Annotated in this window: 14 protein-coding genes; 11 read left to right on the top strand and 3 right to left on the bottom strand. The window is 58.0% G+C overall.

Going from position 1 to position 17927, the window contains the following annotated elements; translation table 11 throughout:
• Positions 1-4: 4 nt before the first annotated feature.
• Both ACNPN0_RS03425 and ACNPN0_RS03420 read left to right on the top strand, forming a co-directional pair.
• Positions 5-382, top strand: a complete 378-nt coding sequence (locus tag ACNPN0_RS03425) for a hypothetical protein (RefSeq protein ID WP_332489177.1) — start codon at positions 5-7, stop codon at positions 380-382.
• A gap of 280 nt (positions 383-662) precedes the next feature.
• Positions 663-956 (top strand): DUF4287 domain-containing protein, encoded by a 294-nt coding sequence (locus ACNPN0_RS03420; protein ID WP_332489176.1) that lies wholly within the window; start codon positions 663-665, stop codon positions 954-956.
• 397 nt (positions 957-1353) lie between these two features.
• Here the strand turns inward: ACNPN0_RS03420 and ACNPN0_RS03415 are convergent, their stop codons facing one another.
• Together ACNPN0_RS03415 and ACNPN0_RS03410 are read right to left on the bottom strand one after the other, a co-directional pair.
• A complete protein-coding gene (locus tag ACNPN0_RS03415) occupies positions 1354-1941 on the bottom strand; it encodes a GNAT family N-acetyltransferase (protein WP_388022628.1) in 588 nt (195 codons plus the stop codon).
• 297 nt (positions 1942-2238) lie between these two features.
• The gene (locus ACNPN0_RS03410) at positions 2239-3570 is read right to left on the bottom strand and encodes an NtaA/DmoA family FMN-dependent monooxygenase (RefSeq protein ID WP_448937675.1); all 1332 of its coding nucleotides are present in this window, start codon (positions 3568-3570) and stop codon (positions 2239-2241) included.
• 175 nt (positions 3571-3745) lie between these two features.
• Between ACNPN0_RS03410 and ACNPN0_RS03405 the strand changes: the two genes are divergently transcribed.
• The 8 genes from ACNPN0_RS03405 to ACNPN0_RS03370 all read left to right on the top strand — a co-directional run bounded on the left by ACNPN0_RS03405 (position 3746) and on the right by ACNPN0_RS03370 (position 12743).
• Positions 3746-4105 carry a MerR family transcriptional regulator gene (locus tag ACNPN0_RS03405; RefSeq protein ID WP_388022633.1) on the top strand — a complete coding sequence of 120 codons (360 nt, stop codon included), beginning with the start codon at positions 3746-3748 and terminating at the stop codon, positions 4103-4105.
• Positions 4106-4748: 643 nt separating this feature from the next.
• Complete coding sequence (locus ACNPN0_RS03400) at positions 4749-5324, top strand: TetR/AcrR family transcriptional regulator (RefSeq protein ID WP_400342106.1); 576 nt, start codon at positions 4749-4751, stop codon at positions 5322-5324.
• Positions 5321-5923: a GNAT family N-acetyltransferase gene (locus ACNPN0_RS03395; protein ID WP_332728461.1), complete on the top strand. Its 603-nt coding sequence runs from the start codon at positions 5321-5323 to the stop codon at positions 5921-5923. The genes ACNPN0_RS03400 and ACNPN0_RS03395 overlap by 4 nt, the downstream gene beginning before the upstream one ends.
• A gap of 227 nt (positions 5924-6150) precedes the next feature.
• Positions 6151-6396, top strand: coding sequence for a hypothetical protein (locus ACNPN0_RS03390; protein ID WP_015771057.1), 246 nt, complete (start codon positions 6151-6153; stop codon positions 6394-6396).
• Positions 6393-7382 (top strand): Clp protease N-terminal domain-containing protein, encoded by a 990-nt coding sequence (locus tag ACNPN0_RS03385; protein ID WP_388022641.1) that lies wholly within the window; start codon positions 6393-6395, stop codon positions 7380-7382. The genes ACNPN0_RS03390 and ACNPN0_RS03385 overlap by 4 nt, the downstream gene beginning before the upstream one ends.
• A gap of 450 nt (positions 7383-7832) precedes the next feature.
• Positions 7833-8564 (top strand): hypothetical protein, encoded by a 732-nt coding sequence (locus ACNPN0_RS03380; RefSeq protein WP_448937674.1) that lies wholly within the window; start codon positions 7833-7835, stop codon positions 8562-8564.
• A 260-nt stretch (positions 8565-8824) separates the two neighbouring features.
• Positions 8825-9745, top strand: coding sequence for a toll/interleukin-1 receptor domain-containing protein (locus ACNPN0_RS03375; protein ID WP_448937673.1), 921 nt, complete (start codon positions 8825-8827; stop codon positions 9743-9745).
• 1471 nt (positions 9746-11216) lie between these two features.
• Complete coding sequence (locus ACNPN0_RS03370) at positions 11217-12743, top strand: GTP pyrophosphokinase (RefSeq protein ID WP_448937672.1); 1527 nt, start codon at positions 11217-11219, stop codon at positions 12741-12743.
• Between the two features lie 775 nt (positions 12744-13518).
• On the opposite strand, the gene ACNPN0_RS03365 is transcribed toward ACNPN0_RS03370, so the two are convergent.
• Positions 13519-14658: an AbiH family protein gene (locus ACNPN0_RS03365; RefSeq protein ID WP_448937671.1), complete on the bottom strand. Its 1140-nt coding sequence runs from the start codon at positions 14656-14658 to the stop codon at positions 13519-13521.
• 417 nt (positions 14659-15075) lie between these two features.
• Between ACNPN0_RS03365 and ACNPN0_RS03360 the strand changes: the two genes are divergently transcribed.
• On the top strand, positions 15076-17154 hold the full coding sequence (locus ACNPN0_RS03360) for a KAP family P-loop NTPase fold protein (protein ID WP_448937670.1): 2079 nt from the start codon (positions 15076-15078) through the stop codon (positions 17152-17154).
• Positions 17155-17927 lie beyond the last annotated feature (773 nt).

Here is a 17927-nt window from a genome sequence, read left to right as displayed (position 1 = left end):
CCCCATGGATAACCGACCTAAGCGAGTCCCAGGCGGAGAACTTCGACCTGCTGAACTAGAGCTGCTGGCCTTGCTCTGCAGCGGCACAGATGCTGAATCAGCAAAGGCTCGACAGCAACTGAAGTTTGCGCGTTGGGGCGGCTACCAGTTCAAAGAATGCGAGTGCTTCTCGATTTCCTTCACAAGCAAACTCGATTGCCAAAGCGTCCGGCATGGTGGTGGCCCATTCTCCACTGTTCTCGTTTCAAAAGATGGCAAGGAGCTGGGGCATCTGGATCTCTGGGTTGTTGCCGGATACCTGCATTCAGTCGATTACATGCCGTTTGAAGACGATCCCGGGCACCTGCCAACGGCGGAGAATTACACGTTGGAATTCAGCTGACGGAACTAGGCTTCAGCACTTGCGGGCAGCCGTTCTCCACTGTCCCGAGGCATGCGTCTTTACTTGCCTGCGGGTCATTTCAACCAGCCTGGTTGCTGCTGATCAGGGCGCCATCACTGGTGGCGATTAGACGCGGAAGGCCGCAAGGATGCCAGTCGTGGAGCACACCGTGGTTCTCGTGCGCTAGCCGCGTGGCATCCTCCGGCTACTACTTCTATGCGCGGCGTGGGATTAGGTCTAGTATTCGAGGCACCTATTCATGCCTTCGAGAGGTTTCTCCATGTCATTTCAAGCCTATCTGGACACCATAGAAATGAAGACCGGGCTCACTGCTCGCCAGTTGATCGAGATCGCCCGTGAGAAAGGCCTTAGCCAAGAAGGGGTCAAAGCAGCAGAGATTCTGGCATGGCTCAAGGAGGACTACCAGCTGGGCCGGGGCCACGGCATGGCGATGGTCCATGTCATTCAAAAGGGACCGACTATCGCTAGCAAGCACGTTGGATCCGGAGGCAAGCACAATGACGAATCAGATGTTCTGTGGCTCGACGGCATCGCAACTAAGCCTTCCAACTGAACCAGCCGAAAGGCAGGGGCTATAGTTCCGGCTCGGAATACTCGGTTCCAGTGTCTTGCCGTTGGTCGCGTACCGCAGTGATAGCGGATGTAGCAAGAGCAATTGCTATCGCGATCCAGAAGCTGCCAAGAGCCTCGGCGAGCGACCGGCCGGAAATCATGCAATAGCACGCAAGGAACAAGGCCAGCCCCAAAATCGAGATGCCAAGGTACACCGAGACTCGTAGCCAGGCTACCTTGGGAAGTTTCCTCATTCGATCTGCCTCCACTTCCCTAGCGCTCGATCCTTTTTCTTCCAACGGTATGTTGAGCTGTGGGGATATACAACATCGACCGTGAAAAATAGCCCGGGCTATCGCCAAGCCCGGTCATAGCCTGCGTAGGATATCGCTTGGGCGTCACCACGCCCGCCCGCGAAGGTCGACTTCACCTTCTGGCCAGGAAGCAAGCTGGGACTCGATGGGCAAAATAAGCAGAGGTTGGCCCGGCGGGTCGTAAATTGCGTGGCCTCCACGGCTAATCGAACGCTCGGCAGCGGAAATCCGAGTCCATCCGCACGAGCTGTAGAAAGCGGCCACCTCCTCGCGACAACCGAGATAGCCGAACGCAATACCGCCGGCATCAACCATCGATGAAGCCACGAGATTCATCAGGATCCCGCCTAGGCCGCGGCCCCGCGCGCGCTCGGAAACCAGCACTCCACCCACACCTGCAACGACAAGGCCGCGGCCTCCCACACCGATCGTGCGTCGCGCCCACCCGACATGGCCGACAACCTCGCCTTTGCACCGGGCCATGATGTGGAAATCATGCGGGGCATAGCCATATGGCAGATCCGGATCCCAGATGCCGGCATCCCGCAGGTACTCGGCATCGAACAGTCTGCGAAGCTCCGCGGCATCTTGTTCTGCCAGTTCTGCGTGCGCAACAATCTCCAGCGCAGTTTCAAGTATCGGTGCTTCGCTCGAATCGTCTGCTCGCGTCAAAGACAGGCCTCCTTTTGGATTCCGGTAACTGCTTCAAGTATCAGGGGTATGCGTGCGATATGGATTCCTGTCTCCTGCCATATTTCCCTTGCCCGTGTCCCGCACCAATGCGCGGATCCTGCCCTCTGTCTGGCGCAGCTCATCCAGTAGTCAGCGTGGAACGCGACTATACATTATCCTTGGACTCCACGAGGCTCCGGCACAGGCCAACCTCTGCTCTTGCGACCCGCAATCAGACGAGCGGCGCGACCAGCGGCACCAGCACGAGCGAGTTCGCAGGCATCCGATCAGGCGTGATCACTTCAGCCATTCGCCGAGTCCGTACTGGCCGGGGACGCCGAGGTTCTCGCGCAATGTGGAGCCCACGTAGTCCTCGGGATAGAGGCCGCGTTCGCGCAGGATCGGCACGACCTCGTCGACGAACGCGTCAACCCCGTCCTCATAGACATCGGGCGACAGCCAGAAGCCGTCGGCGGCACCGGCCTCGAACCATTCCTGCAGGTGATCAGCGTGCACCCTTCCCGGCCCCACGGTCACGGGATGGTAGTCGATCACGCCGTGCGCGAGGATGTCGCGCGGCGACCACCCCTCGCGCGCCACCTTGAGCGCGATCCCGGAGCGCGGGTCCTGCGGCGAGGCGTGAGCGCTGGCCAGCTGCTCGGGCGTGAGCGGCTTGTCGATGCGCTCGGACAGGATCGGGACACCGATCATCGCGCTGAGGTGCGGCAGGCGCGCCTCCATGACCTCGCCTGACATCGACAGGCGCCGGTCGAGCCCTTCACGCACCGTTGGGGACACTGTGGTCATGATGCCGACGATGAACTTCACGTCATCAGGGTTGCGGCCAGCTTCCTCGGCGGCCCGGCGCAGCGCCCTGCGCGCAGCGCGAGCCTCGTCGATCGTCCACACCTCCGTGATGAAGCCGCTCGCATAGCGCCCCGCCAGCTCGAGCAGATGCGGGCTCGGTCCTCCCGAGGTGAAGACGACGGGCTGGCCTTGCTCCGACGGCGGCAACGCGAGCGGCCCGCGGGATGCGACGTACTCGCCGCTGAGGTTGATCGGCTGCAGCTTCGCGGGGTCGATGAAGCGGCCCGATTCCTGGTCCTTGATCCAGGCATCCATCTCCCAGCTGCCCCAGAGCGACTGCACGATCTGGATCGTTTCATGGGCGCGCTGGTATCGCTCGGCCCGGTCCGCGACGGGCTTTCCGTAGTTCGACGCGACGAGCTGGTCGCTCGTCGTGACGGCGTTCCAGCCGGCGCGGCCACGGCTCATGATGTCCAGCGTCTTGAACTGCCGGGCCGTGTTGAACGGTTCCTGGAACGTCGTGGACCCCGTGAGCACGAAACCGATGCTGTTCGTCGCTTGCGAGATCGCGGCCGCCTCCATGAGCGGATCCATGATGTTGCTGACGGTCGAATGCTCGAGGCTGCCCCGCACGGCCGGGAAGTCGGGCGTGAATACGAACGAGAAGCCACCGCGCTCGGCGGCTTGGGCGTAGCGAATGTTCTCCTCGACCTTCGAGTAGTTTCCGGGGTCGACGTGCGGTGCGCGCCAGGCACCGGGCAGGGTGCCGTAGCCGTCAGTCAGCGCCAAGCCGAGAATCATCTTGCGTTGTTCCTTGTTCATGGAACCATCATCGAACATTGACATCCATGTAAAGGTCAAATTACCGTGCCTGCAGGTCCGCGGACTCTGGCACCATGGCAGACTGCGCAGCCTGCGGGCGGATTCGCGGAGAGCTGCCGTGGCCGGGAGGCGGTTCCGACCCGTATCCTTGACATGGATGTGAAGGAGAACTGGAATGCGGATCGGCGAGCTGGCCAATCGAACTGGGGTGCCCACGCGCATGCTCCGGTACTACGAGGAGCAGGGACTCATCACGCCGCTGCGGCTGGAGAACGGGTACCGCGATTACGACGAATATCTCGTGGAGCGCGTGCTGAAAATCCGCAGGCTGCTCGACTCAGGGGTCCCCAGCCGGATCATCCGCGACATGCTCCCGTGCCTGAACGACGTTGGCAGCACGATAGTTGCCGATCCCGATCCCGAACTGCGCGCGATGCTCGTCGAACAGCGCGACAAGCTGGCCGAGCGCATCGTCCTGCTCCAGCAGAACCGCGACGCGCTGACGCGATACATCGACGCGATGGATCGCGCCTGACTTCCGCACGCACAAGGTGCCGGAGAATCCCGTCCTCTGCGGGGCATGATCGGCAGGGCAGCTCCTTGCGCGCCGCGGGCAGTGGCCGCAGGGAGCTCAGGCCGATACTTGAGTGCCCATGAACTCAACAGGTCCCTAATCGCGCTTCCGGGCTCCACCCAAGTAAGAGCTCTAGAGCGCAGGGCGGAGTTCGTCCGGATTGCCGCGCGGATCCGGCTCCCAGACCGTCGGTTAAATCGCCGCAACGCGGGGCCTGGTTCCTCAGCCTGCTTGCGGCGTTGCCCCATAAGGGAAAAGGCCCATGCACCTTGAACGGCATCGCTAATGTGGAGGAGCTTTCCTTCCGGCGCCACTTCGTGATGAATCAATGGCACGAGGCAAAAAATCACCCCCGGCTCCAAAAGAAATCGAGGGCGATTGAGACATGAGAATTGCACGTTGAAGCGGAACTCCACCGAGTTCCGGCACTACCAACCGCTGGGTGCCGAACCGGTGCCACGAATCAATCCACCGACCACCTGGCACCTCGCGGGCACCAGCCCAGGAAGAGCACAGAGTTGTGCCGTCTGCGATCGAAGCATAAAATGAACAGAAATTCATTGAAAGGATCTTCGTGCCGCGGACAACGGAACAGAATGAAGCGTTGCGTTCAGCCACACGCGCTGCTGTGGAGACGGCCGCCGTCCGGGTCTTCGCGCACCGTGGTTTCGCGGCCACGAACATGCGTCAGATCGCCGTCGAGGCGGGAATCAGCACTGGGTCGATCTACCGGCACTATGCGAGCAAGGAAGGACTGTTCGATGAACTAATCGATCAGGCCTCACGCGGGCTCGAGGCTGTCGCCGTTCAGCTCTCGACCGAAGGGGATCCGCTCTCCATGATCCGATCCTTCACCGAGGTATACGTGGCAGACCTCGCAGCGAACAACGGCGCGGCCGAGTTCTACATGGTGATCAACCAGGGCTTCTCGACGGACACTCCTGAGGGGACTGCGGCGCGACTGGCCGCAACGCAGGGGACGCTCTGGCGGGCCTTCGCCTTGCTCATCAGTCGAGGCCAGGCCGCAGGCCAAATCACCGCGGGAGACCCAACCCGAATGACTTCTCACTACTTCGCCATGCTTGCCGGTATAACGACGATGCACGTTGCTCTTCGGGAGGGATTTGCGGAGCCCGATGTCGAGCTGATCCTACGAATGTTCACAGGAGGACCCCGATGAAGATCGAAGTCGCGCGCGCAGACGAACTGGGTGAGGGGTATCGGCACAGGATCGCTGAAGTTCTCACGCAAGGGTTCGCCGAGGATTTCGCGTTCTTCTCCAAGGACCCCGGTGTGCTTGCCGACGCGTTCGCCCCGATGCTCATCCTGGAGCGCTTCCACGTCGCGCTCGTCGACGGCGAGCCCGCCGCGGTCGCGGTCGTCACCGAAGGCGAGCAGGAGTGCTTCGAGCCGGATCGGCGCGAGCTCCAGCGCGTGCTCGGTCCAATACACGGCATGATCAGCTATCGGATCATCCGCAGTCGATTCATGGGGGCCTATGACGGTGCCCGCACCGGTCTGACGGAGATTGCGTTCGTCACGACAGCGCCGCAGCATCAGGGCAAAGGCGTAGCCACTGCGCTGATGCGCCGGCTCCTGGAACTGCCCTCCGACAAGTTCGTGCTGCGCGACATCAAGGACACCAACACCCCCGCCCTCGGGCTGTACGCCAAGCTCGGCTTCACCGAGACACAGCGGCGACGCATCAAGTTCGCGAAGCGAGCGGGGTTCTCCGCGTATGTCTCCATGGGGCTCAACCGCGCTCAGGCTGATGCTTGAAGAGCGTCCGGGCTCGACAGGCCCGGAAGCGCGCTTCTGGGCTGTCCTCAAGTCCGCACTCTAGTTCGAAAATCTAAACTCCACCACGTCGCCGCTCTTACCAACCTCTCAGTACCCGGCGAATCCCCGAAGCGTCGACCCTCTCTTGGCCCTGCGAACACCAAACTCGCCGAGCAAATAGGCAACCCAGGTTGACATCCGGCCACTTAGCAACATAGGTTGACGACATGGAGTCTCCGCGGATCGCAACAGTAGCAGCCGATACCAGCGACCCGAAAGCGGGATTGCGGGCCGTAGCGTCCTTGCGCGTGCTTGCGGACACCTTGGAACTTCGGCAGGTCGAGGCCGCGTTGCGTTCGGGCATGAGTTGGCAGGAGATCGCCGACGCGCTCGGAGTGACGCGACAAGCTGCCCACAAGAAGCACTCCAAAAGAATTGACCCCGCGATCTCGACACCCAGGAGGAACAGATGAACAAACTCGTCCGCGCCGCTCAGACCAGCCAATCGCTTTCCCTGGCCGCCATGGAGGAAGCATCCCGGCTCGGGCTCCGCGAAGCCGACATCGACCACCTGTTCCTCGCATTGGTCATCAACGACCAGTCTGCCGGCCGCGCACTGCGCGAGCTGGGTATCGACATTGACAGCGCCCGTCTCGCCGTCGAGGACCAACGTGATGCACAGCTGGCTTCACTCGGCATCGAGGCGTCGTTCCCCGAGGCCGGGCGCATCGTGTTCCATGAGACGGATGGGTACGAGTGGACTCGTCCCGCTCGGGACCTCATCGCGAAATCCAGCAGCAAAGGCAAGTCGGGCGATGCTGCCGCCGTTCTCCGGGAACTCGTCGGAGAGCCCAGCGGCCTGATCACGGATATCCTCGGCCGCCTTGGCACAACATCCGATGCGCTCATCGAACGCCTCGATCGGGCCGACTCGCCCTCTATGAAGTCCATGCCCTTTGCAACGAAAGTGAAGGGGCGGACCACGGGAACGATTGAGACTTTCGTATCCGCACCACTGGACGAAGTGTGGGCGTTCCTCACAGATCCCGCACGTATCCCCGAGTGGGAACCGAGCATCGGCACCCTCGACCAGACCGGTCAAGAAGCGATGCCGGGTACGGTCTGGGAGGGCACGGCACCCGCAATCTATCCAGACGGCAAACCTGTGAAGATCAAGCCTCAGTTTCGTCGACGCAGTGTTGAGCTCATCGCAATTCACCAACCGGACAGGATCGCATGGAGCTTTGGCTATCCCGACGTCGCGCAGGGTAATTCGATTCTGGCTGAATTCACCTTGGCGAACGCGACCGGTGGCACACAGCTGCGGATCAGCAGGTCCTGGTCGCGACGCCAAGGGTGGCGAGGACTTGTCGCATGGCCGCTGCGTCCAGTCCAGAAGTTCCTGGTGTGGATCACCCTGTTCCAGACCGGCAGCGCGATCAGCCGAACATTTCGCTAGTCCCTGGCACGGCGACTCGCCTGCTGGTCGCACATAGATCAAGTGCCCGGATCTCCACAGGGAGATCCGGGCACTCGAGCGGGACATTGAAGCGGAACGCGACTACACGTTGAAGCGGAACTCCACCGAGTTCCCACACGTAGAAACCTCTCCACTGCCACGACTCGACCACGGAAAGGGTTGTCAGCGATGCGCTCAATCATTTCCTTCATCTCGTTAACGTACGTATCTGTCTGGAGGCTGTCACAGCGGTCCTCGGCATAAACGCCAGATCGATAAGAGGTTGCTGAGCACGGCCCAGGTGAATCGGTAACCCGTCAAGTCTTCTCGCGGCAGCGTCGAGGATGCCGTCGAGATGCCCGGTACCTAGCGGGCGGCGACTGCCGGATCGTGAAGCGGGAGAGCAACTGCACTTGGGCATTATCGGTGCCGGAATCTATACTCATCAGCATGACTGAGATGCTGGCAGCCCTTTTAGGCGCGATCGTTGGCGGGGCTCTCTCCGCTTGGGTGGGCTCACGGCAAACCGTCAAGGTTTTGAAGCACGAGACAGAACTGGCAGCGACGGAGCGGCGGGAAGCGCAGAGCGCCGATGAGGATCGGCGACGATCCTTCGTAGCCGATCAGTTGATTGCGGCACTCGCGGACTTTACGACGGTCAAGCGAAACGACAGGGACCTCTCGGCGTCCTTCGTGCGAATTCCGACGACAGCGGACGTCCATAGCGAACGAAACGGTCGTGCCTCGGCGCTATTGCAAGCGGGTTCAAGCCACTCACACGCACTGCCAGCGGAACTGCGCGCGCGATGGGATGCGCTGACGTGGCTAGTCCGCTTCAATCAGTCAGAGCAACCTGAACGTTCAAAGGACCGGCGGCAGCGTGACGCCAGCGACCTGCTGAACTATATCGAGTACGTGCGGCGATCCCTGTGTTCCGTAAGCGGGGATTACCCGGTGCTACCGCATTTCTCCGCGCCGGATGTACGCCGAGATGAACGACGCGCCTGGGGATTCAAACCCGAAGAGGTATACAACGAGCCCGACCTCACCGAATGGCACTTCAGCTCTCGCCTTATCGGCAAGGTGAACTACACCTCCGGAGAGGTACGTTGGCACGGACCCGACGGACTCGTAGTGGATCTTTCGAACGAGACCACCGAAACAGGTCCATCGGACGTGTGAGATGGATGGCTCAACAATTCCAGCTGTACAGCGACCTTAGATTAGAAGCGGCCCAGGACCACGCGCTGATGGTGCAGCTGTCCGGGTAAAGCGCCAACCGACGAGCGAATTCGCACTTCTTCGAGTGTGACCAGAGACTTCCTCGACGTCACTGATCTCAGACGTATTCTCGAGGTCCAGCGAGAAGCACGTTGTAAACTACTCAGACGAGGCCCGTGCCTACACGCACGGGGCCCGCGGCAACTAACAAAGGGAGTCCTGTGGGCGCGGATCTGTTCATCTCGTATGCCTGGACATCAGACGAGCACAGAAAGTGGGTACGCCTGCTTGCAGCTCAGCTCAAGGCGCTCGGATTCGACGTGCTCATCGATGCCGATGTCGATTATGGCAATGACCTCAACGGCTTCATGCGCCGCGTAGACGATTCCAAGCGCGTTCTACTCGTTGTCGACCAGAACTACGTCGACAGGGCTGACACGATGCCAAATTCGGGCGTCGGCAAGGAGAGTCGCTGGATCTCGGAGGTGCATGGCGACCGTGAGGCCAACTGGATGTCAACCCTGTTCGTCAACAACCCCGGTTGCAGGTTGCCCTCGTGGCTAGGCGATACCATGCCGAAGGGCTTCGACTTCAACCACTCATCCGACAGCCTTCAGCAGTTCCCCGGAGCCGAGCAGGTCGAAGACCTCTGGCGTTGGATCGCCGGGCTCCCGACCAACCACGACAGTGCGACTCCGATCGCTACTCTTCGGGAGCGCTCGACGCGCTTGGAACAACAAGCCGTGCGCACAGACCCCTCGCAGTGGCGAAGCCCAGACTTGGTGGGCGAGCGTCGCTTCGCATATGACGATGCACCACAGAGAACCTTCCACTGGGGCTTAGGGGACTCTGCCTTCGCCTTCACTGTAAGCGGGCACAGCAATGACTCTGTATACGTCCTCAAGGATTACGGGAAGGCCGTTGGCCTCGTTCGCGGCGAGATGCCCGACGATGCCGACATGGAGCGACATCTCATGCCCGGGCGCTCAGTTACTCCGCGGGTCGGTCAAAGCGTCATACTGATGAATGAGCACGGTCGGCTCGCCGTTGTTGAGATCATCGACATCGGAAGGGACACCTCGGAGATCCCCTATACCGCGCCGTATGTTACCTTCCGATGGCGAGTCATCGCGTCCTCTTGATCCGTAATAGTTCAAGATTCCCGCCACCTGCTCATCGCGCTCCGAGTGAAGGATCGCGAGTAATGCAGAACCAATGCACGCTAGGGCCAGAGGTTAAAACGCATACCGGAATATCACCACGTTTCGGTACATAAAAACCTCTCAATGGTGGTTCGACACGATCCCACTTCAGGTCCGAAACCTGCGCAATTACCTCGAAGTCCAAACCGATGACTGGCTTCCCACACGAGCGCGTTCCCGACGATGTGAACGTCCAGCAAACCAGCAACGCAGGCAAAACCCGACCGTCAGAGGACACCAGAGACATCTGGATCCATCTGCCTATCGGGCGATAGCGTCACTCCTTGCATCTACGTGCGCCGTTTTCAACTAGACGCATTCCTATCGAAACCAGCCTCCGCACCCACGAAGTACCCCTAATGGTATTAGCAGCCCGCAAAAGAGGATCGTAGGGCCTGTCAGCCGACCAATCTCGGCATGGTGTCCTGCCCCTGGCTAGCCAGTGACCCGAGGGTGTTGCCCCCCTCTACCGCAGAGGTTATAGGCCAAGGCCTGGGCGGGCACTTTCTCGATGGTCTAATAAGTGGGCCGGAGTTGTCTTTACAAGGATGTGGCATAGATTAGCGCGTGGAGTGCTTGCCTGAGTTGGACTTAGGGTTATGAGACTCCTAACGGGCACTCTAGCCCGCGCGCTGGCGCGCCAAGTCAGGGCAACGGACCCTTAGGATTTGGACAGTGAAATTGAGCTCGACCAATAATCGCTAGTTATAGATACCCCAGGTAGAGCGGGCTACGATCCAACGCGTCTTCCAGCTCACGAACGATGAGGGATCGAAATTTGACTCGAGCACCTCGACACTCATGATCTGCGTCGCCGGGAGTGACAACGTATGCGACGCCCCGCTGTCGCTGTCGAAATCCCAGAAGTGGTATCGCGGTGTCTGATCGTGAGCACTCCGACTGGGGCCAAAATCCATCGGTGCGCACCGGCGAGTTAGGATGGCCCCACCGTCTTCTTTGGAGCTAAACTCCACGCATACCTCTTGAAGATTGGTAATCGCTTGAATAATTTCTTCGTGATTAGGCAGTTCCATCCCTTGAGCCTCTTTCTTTGAAATCGCAGAGCCTATCGCCGAGGAATGACTCCATTGGAACAAATAGTAGTGAAAAGGTCCTCCACAATTGATTCTAAGTTGATATGAGTCGTTCAGCGACGCTTTTACGAATTAGAGGATATTTGTGGCCCTCAACAGATTCCCGAACGTTATTCGACAGAGCCCCGTACCGCTCTCAAGACAAGTAATTCAGTCGACCCGAAACCACCAATCGGAATTGAATAGAATCACTTCGAAATGCACAAAGACGCTGCGCTCGTCACTCTGCAGAGTGCCCATCACCGGTTCAGGATACACTATCTTTAGATTAAGAAGGGCCGCAAAATCAGTGCTCCCTAAGACGATTCGAGGCCTAAGTGTTTGAACTGAAATACGAAGAGTACCTAGATTGGCATAAGACTGCACAAAAAACGTTCCTTACGCCTGCGTTGACCACAGCACTGCGGCTTGTCGAAGAACTGCTAGACCATAGCGTCGACTCAGTAGACCGCGGGCGCTTTCGCATCTCCACAAGTCGGGTCAAGTCGGCGCAACGATCTTTCGCCAAATTGAATCGCCAGAAGTATGTGAGTCAAATTGACGCACTGGACGACGTGCCAAGAGCGATTGACGATTTGGTGGGTCTGCGACTCATCTGCAACAACCTCTCGGACATAAACACTTTTCAAGAGATCATCGGTGAACTGCCGATAGAGAGTCCGACTACACCTCAGTCACTCACAGTGGAGCCTGATTCGCATCGCGACTACTTCGCCAGTCCGAAGCCTTCTGGATACCGCGCTTACCACGTAAATCTTGTTGTGCCCGTCCCGCATATGAAGGGAAACAGACGCGTTCGGGTCGAGGTTCAAGCACGAACATTACTCCAAGATGGTTGGGGCGAATTGACTCACGAGGACACGTATAAGCCTGGCTCCACGGTGCCGGAGTGGATTGTTGGAATGTCACTTCGTATGGCGGAATTGTTGGCTGCCGTGGATAATATCGCGCAGGATCTACGCACCGGCCTTGACGTCGAGGCACAACGTTCGGTGCGTGAAGTTGATCTTCAGCCGCTCGACACAGCGGTCGGCTTGGTCACGAATGAGGCCGATGCGGTAGTCATACCTACTTCGCGTGAAAGCACATCCGTATCGACATTGAATGACCGGACTACGACAGTTCCGAAACGCGATCGTGAGGCCGAGATTAAAGCAGCGCTCATCAGTGAGACGGTGTCAGCGGTTCGCAAACTAAGAAAGCCTCTAGCACTGGCTGTCCTTTCGCAGCGACTGACGCTGGTATTCGGAACGGAGATCACCCGTGTATGGGCGAATTTCGGAGGATTCAAAAGCTTCCTTGAGTCTGTGGCCCCGGAGGCTGAATTGTCTGGGCCTGCCCCCGGCTACATTCATCCTCCGAACACCCCGATCCCCGACGGATGGACGACAGAGGACACTGGTACCGGAGTCGTGCCAGGTATAGCCCGAGAACTCCGAACATACGAAAAGGCGCTGCCCCTCATTGGCCCAGAAAGGATAAACCAAGTGATTGTGGCCGTCGCGAACGTGTTGCAGACCCTCGAGTTGAGCCATGCCCGCGCAAGCAACCTCTCAGTCTCGGAAATCGACAACCTAGCTCGCCAAGCACGTTCTGATGCCGAACAGCGCGGTCAATTGGTGGTCCGCCCGCACGCAACATATGTGCTGCAGGCAGCAAGCCGAGTCGGACGGATTCTGCCATCAACTAACGCTGATGACCTCCGCCAGATTCTGTTAGATCAAATTCTCCAGAAGGCTGAGTTTAACGGCCTAATTAGCAATTCCTCTGATGCGGAGCAGGAAGTCCGCGATTGGCTTGGCTTAGAGTCTGCAATGGTGCCCAATCAGGAGAGAAATTCCTGACAGGTAGGCGAACAACACCGGCCCCTCGACCAACTCTCTCAGACGTTTCTCGATTGTCGAGAGAGCCAACCTGCAAAATTACGAAGCGGTCTGTGTCAGCAGATACGATGTTATTTTCGGCGATGAAGCGCCCAACCACAGTTTTCGAACATCCGAGAGCCCGCCTGCGGATCAGGCCGACTCGAGCCGCTCCGTGTCGAATCACTCTTCTCGCTTCCGATTCAGAATTTGCATGGAAACTTCAACCCACGTTGTTCGGCCCCTCACAATACATCTCGTAGAGGCAGCTGGACACCTTGGGTTAAGACCCTATCGTGTAAATGGCATAGGATTTTCCGAAATGCGAGGACCTCTTCTGGGCCATTCAGTCCAGATTCGAGCGCCGACGCTTATCTACATCATTATGTGAACATTGGCAGAGATCCGTTCTATCGCCAGGGACAGAAATGCCCGGTATGCCAAAGCATTCCGGGCATCTCCGACGGCCTAGGCAACGAGCCTTATTACACGTTAAAGCGGAACTCCACCACGTTCCGTAACCGATCAACTTTTCGATGCTCAGCTTCTGACGGTCGTACCTCACAATCAGAAGGTTCTCCGACATTTGCGGCGATCCTTGACGTCGAACAGCGAGGATTCCTCCTCTGGCGTGGCATTACCTACCTGGCCTAAACTCCTGAAAGAATTCGCCAATTGATACCGTATTCATGTGCTTGGAACGTCACATTGTGGCGAGCCTCAAGGCGTACGGAAAATGTCTACACGTCCACCACGCCTACTTGAGAATCCAGCTCGCAGCAGTCACTGGATTGGTGTTTAGCCAGGCACGCTCGGTTACATCGTCATACAACACGACGCGCGCTTTCTCCTTCAATAGGCTGGAGACATACGGGTCTGCCTCATACCCCGCTGCTCGGGCGAATTTGACCCGAAGCTCGTCGCTCGTGAGCCCAGCTTCACCAGAGCCCCTTCGCCAGTAAAGAATGAGATCAGCATCGGTATTAGACAATAGCCCGTCGACAATCGCCCGCCACCACCATCGATCTGTCTCGCCTAGAGAACAGCCGAACACGATGAAGAGGTCGGTCATGGGGAACAACGCCCCGTACTTGACTTTATTCTGGGCCCAGTACGGCTTCGACAGGCGCTGCGCTTCGCGGCTGTTCACCTCATCGATCCCAAACAGCAGCGAACGTGGAGTGTGTTGCACGCCGTGCGGATGGACTACGTCGGCCACGATGTAGGACTCCATGTAGAACTGCTGCCGCTCGCGGGCTCCCGCATGACCCCGCGGATTCGGATGGAACTGCATGTTTCGATCGGACCACTTGTGTGGATGCGGATCGAACTGACTTTGATCAAGGTAGACAAAGTCATCCAAGAGAGCCGTGTAGTTGAAGTTGATGAACTTGAAGTTGAGAAGATGCCCGATGTTGATTCGCTGTGGTAATCGCATCATGTTGTACTCATCCGGGTCTTCGATGTCGCCCAAGAACTCGGTGAAGTGAGCCATTGTTTGCTTATGTGCCACTGCTCTCTCGCCTAATCGAGCCAAGAGTTCAGGCGTAGCCACCTGGTCCAGGAACGTCGAAAACTCCTGCTGAACGGCTTTCAGGTCCGCAGCAATGTTCCCAGGCCTGATGCCGTCAACGGTAAGCAGCTCCCCAATGGCAAACTCGATATCACTCCAGTTCTCTGCGCCCTGACGGCGCAGGCGTTCCATTCGCTCCAAGATCCGATTCGCAGAGTCAAATCTTCGATACTTCAAGTAGTGGTAGAAGGACTCGAACCGGGTGTCGGTGGAGGATTCCAAGCTCGACAAGGCCTGAATGTCGAAGCCATTGCCCACAAGCGCCATGATGTTGTACTGGACTTCGGCATTATCAAACCGACTTTTGAAATCTTCGTACGACATCAGCGATCCCCTCGTGTTGGTCAGCCACAGATTCCCTCATTCCTTCATGAGGGCCTATCCTGGTCCCCGCATTCGATTCTGCCAGAAGTCAGGGACGAAATCCGCGACTTTTACCGCGGCGTTGCCGAGGCTGCCGTGCCGTGAATGCGCTGAGTCGACCAAATACCTGAGAGCTGATCGATGGATGGACGATTACGATTTCATGAAAGGGTAAACCGGAAATCGACAACTCGATGAAGCGGAACTCCACCAAGTTCCGCACATACGGCAATCTGAGAAGAAGCTTCGAACCGCCCGGTATGTCCCGGCCATAAGAAACTGCCGCAGTCCGGTCGTGAGCGACTTGTGTTGACTTCGACGCTTGCGTACCTCGGGGCGCTCCCACGAGATTCACGGCGGATGTGGTTTGGTAGCACTATGAACAGCACCGATCGCCCCCAGGAGAAACCTCCCATCGACGCGCCAATCACCTCCTCTGGTGAAGACGACCTCGGGCGTGCGCCAGTTGCGCACGACTTCGCAGAATCCATCCGGGAACTCGACACGAGCCAGGGACTCGTGGTGGGCATCTTGGGGCCGTGGGGGCACGGCAAAAGCTCATTCATCAACCTGATGCGCGAACAGTTCGAGACCGAGCCGGCTCTTACTGTCGTCGACTTCAATCCTTGGATGTTCTCCGGTTCGAACCAGCTCGTCAATTTCTTCTTCACCGAAATTGGCGCTGAACTCAACGTTCGCAACAAAAGCCGATTCGGAAAGACAGCTGACTGGCTCGCCCAGTACGCCGGCATCCTTAAACCTGTCTCTCAATTCATTCCCATCCCGGGTGCCGCGGCCGCTGGAGAGGTGGCCGCATCTGCCATCGCGGGGTTGGCAGACACGACCAGCGCAGATCGCAGCGCGAAGAAGGTACGTGAAGAAATCACCAAGGAGCTCACAGCACTCACACAACCGATCGTGGTCGTCATCGACGACATCGACCGACTTACCACAATCGAAATCCGTGAGATCTTCAAACTCGTCCGTCTGACAGCCAGCTTCCCGAATATCATCTATGTTCTCGCCTTCGACCGAGAACGCGTGGAGCAAGCCCTCACCGAAGACAGCATGCCAGGACGGGCGTATCTCGAGAAAATCGTCCAACTGAGCTTCGATGTTCCGCAGGCACCCGAGAAGCTGCTTCGATCCCAGATATTCGCAGAACTGAATCGTATCCTCGCCCCCGTTGCGAACGCCACGATCGATGACAGCCGATGGAGTGACGTCTACTGGGACGTGATCGATCCGCTGTTCTCGAACATGCGTGATGTCACGCGTTACGCGATCTCCGCACGGTCAACGATCAAGAGTCTTGGCAATCAAGTCGATCTTGTCGACCTCCTCGCAATGGAGGCGATTCGTGTCTTCCGTCCCGGACTTGCCCAGCAGCTATCGAAGCTCAGAAGCGAGCTGACCAGAACACGAGACATGATGGGGCGCAAGGACGATCGGGCACAGAAGTCCATTGCTGCATTGCTCGCGAAGTTCCCTGATGACGACGACGTGATCCGGGCACTCTTCAACCGTCTATTCCCGGTCACGCTGCAGTACATCGAGAACAATCGCTACGGGTCTGACTGGTTCAGCACGTGGCGAACTAGCCACAGAATGGCACACATAGATTTCCTCAACCTCTATTTCGATCGGGTAGCACCAGACGAACTCGTCGCGTTCCGAATCTCCGAGAATGCTTTTGAACTACTGGGCGATGGAGCAGCGCTCAAGGAGAATCTGACCGGATTGGACCCTGAGAAACTCGAGACCGTTCTCGAAGGGCTCGCCTCGTACGAGGAAAAGTTCACCACCAGCATGATCGTCCCAGGATCAATCACGCTCCTGAACCTCATCGACGCCATTCCGGAGAAGATGCAGCGAGGATTCTTCGATATCGGACGCCGAAATATCACCGTTGGCCGCGTTGTCCTTCGACTTCTCCGTCGCGTGGAAGCCGAGGCAGAGCGTGAAGCGCTGGTTACACAGATCCTTGCGGGCGTCGAGACCTACTCTTCACAACTGGACTTCATACATAGCGTCGGATACCGGGAGGGAGCTGGTCACAAGCTCGTGAGCGAAGCGTTCGCCGAGCAGATTCAGACCGAGTTTGTTGAACGCGTGAAGAATGTTCCGCCTGCAGATGCCGCGCGTGAATGGGATGCCTGGCGAATCTACGATGCCGTTCAAACTCAGACCGGCCAGCCGCCGCTGAACCCAAGCGATGACCCCGTCCTTCTCAAAGCTGTAGTGCACTCACTAAAATCAACCGCGCGATCGCAGTCGATGGGCTCTCGACAGGTCAAGTTTGAGGATCGTCTTGCTTGGGAGCTTCTGGTCCAGACATTCGGATCTGAATCTGCAGTGAAGATGGTCGTGAGTAATGTGCGCAAGGCGCTGGGAGATGACGAAGCTCTCCAACTCGCAGACAAGTACCTATCGGGCTGGCGACCGGAGAGCTTCTAGACTTGGCGCTCACGAACCAACAGAATCAGTTTGTCGTCAACTATTACCCAAAGTCAGGAAGATCGACCCCAGATCAGACGGTGTTTTTACACATTAAATCTAAATTCAGCCACGTTCTGCAACCGAATAACTTCTGGAGTTTCCGCTCGCTGCCGGAGCCGTCCACTGTGCACGAAAGAATCCGCGGACCATGCGGCGTTACAACGGGCCGCAGCACAAACCGGCGAAGTCCGCCGGGTGCGACGTACCGGGGGCGTTGGTGTTCGATCCAGTCCCGATGAGTACATGTGCATGTGAATTCACAATTGCGCGAGATATTTGCTCGTCCGCCTTCAGCGTCAAACCATGAGAAAAGCTGCAATGTCGTCATATCTTCCTGATGAAGTTTGGCATAGCTCCAATCGCCCCATTGGCGCATTGCTCAACTTCGCCATGGTTCCCTCTAAACCATGAGCTTCTCCTGACATCGGTAAAACTAAGCCACGCCTGCATCGGTGCCGCCTGGTTCGTAGAACTTTTCACATGTTCGCCGGGCATCAGAGTCTCCCAATGCCCAACACCGACAACTCCCAAATCTGTCCTTTTCCCTCCACGACTAACCGCTCGTCTTGGCATTGGAATTGTCCAAGCCCAAACATCATGAACAGGATCCGATGAACCATTAATGACATGAATGATCACAGTGCTCTAAGAGGTCACGACTTCATTCCATATCGATATTCGGCGAACTTCAGCGTGCGCCTCGCGAGCCGCGCGTTTTCGTTCCGCCTGCG

The sequence above is a fragment of the Glutamicibacter sp. AGC84 genome, from assembly GCF_053543575.1.
This window is presented reverse-complemented; position numbering and strand designations above follow the sequence as displayed.

Excerpts from the sequence above, each read along its gene's own strand:
- ACNPN0_RS03425 (WP_332489177.1), top strand. The coding sequence starts at position 5 with ATGGATAACCGACCTAAGCGAGTCCCAGGCGGAGAACTTCGACCTGCT.
- ACNPN0_RS03420 (WP_332489176.1), top strand. The coding sequence starts at position 663 with ATGTCATTTCAAGCCTATCTGGACACCATAGAAATGAAGACCGGGCTC.
- ACNPN0_RS03410 (WP_448937675.1), bottom strand. The coding sequence starts at position 3,570 with ATGAACAAGGAACAACGCAAGATGATTCTCGGCTTGGCGCTGACTGAC.
- ACNPN0_RS03405 (WP_388022633.1), top strand. The coding sequence starts at position 3,746 with ATGCGGATCGGCGAGCTGGCCAATCGAACTGGGGTGCCCACGCGCATG.
- ACNPN0_RS03395 (WP_332728461.1), top strand. The coding sequence starts at position 5,321 with ATGAAGATCGAAGTCGCGCGCGCAGACGAACTGGGTGAGGGGTATCGG.
- ACNPN0_RS03390 (WP_015771057.1), top strand. The coding sequence starts at position 6,151 with ATGGAGTCTCCGCGGATCGCAACAGTAGCAGCCGATACCAGCGACCCG.
- ACNPN0_RS03385 (WP_388022641.1), top strand. The coding sequence starts at position 6,393 with ATGAACAAACTCGTCCGCGCCGCTCAGACCAGCCAATCGCTTTCCCTG.
- ACNPN0_RS03380 (WP_448937674.1), top strand. The coding sequence starts at position 7,833 with ATGACTGAGATGCTGGCAGCCCTTTTAGGCGCGATCGTTGGCGGGGCT.
- ACNPN0_RS03365 (WP_448937671.1), bottom strand. The coding sequence starts at position 14,658 with ATGTCGTACGAAGATTTCAAAAGTCGGTTTGATAATGCCGAAGTCCAG.
- ACNPN0_RS03360 (WP_448937670.1), top strand. The coding sequence starts at position 15,076 with ATGAACAGCACCGATCGCCCCCAGGAGAAACCTCCCATCGACGCGCCA.